Here is a 400-nt window from a genome sequence, read left to right on the forward strand (position 1 = left end):
ATCGATGACGGTTCGACCGACGGCTCGGCGGAGGCCGTTCGTTCGATGATGCGCGAGACCCCCTGCATCCGCCTGTTCCAGCAATCCAACATGGGCGTCGCCAAGGCGCGCAATGCCGGGCTGCGGCAACTGCCGCCGGACGCCGCGTTCGTGTCGTTTCTGGATTCTGACGACATCTCGCTGGCCGGGCGGTTCAAGACGGATCTCGCGCGCTTCAAAGCCAATTTCGGCCTCGAGCTGACCTATTCGCTGATGACGCTGGCCGACCGGATCGACGACGAGCGGCTGGAGCCGACAGCCGACAGCCGCACGATGACACTTCGTGGAATTTCGCTGGGCACCGCCCTGTTCAAAAGGGGGCTTGTCGACCGGATGGGCCAGTTCGATGAGGATTTCGAGC

The 400-nt window shown here is 63.5% G+C and carries 1 protein-coding gene; it reads left to right on the top strand.

Features of this window, described 5'->3' with window-relative positions:
- Nucleotides 1-400: glycosyltransferase family A protein (locus EN935_RS40415; protein ID WP_164771949.1), on the top strand; the 400-nt coding region annotated here is incomplete at both ends.

Source organism: Mesorhizobium sp. M7D.F.Ca.US.004.03.1.1 (assembly GCF_003998635.1).
GTDB classification, from domain to species: domain Bacteria; phylum Pseudomonadota; class Alphaproteobacteria; order Rhizobiales; family Rhizobiaceae; genus Mesorhizobium; species Mesorhizobium loti.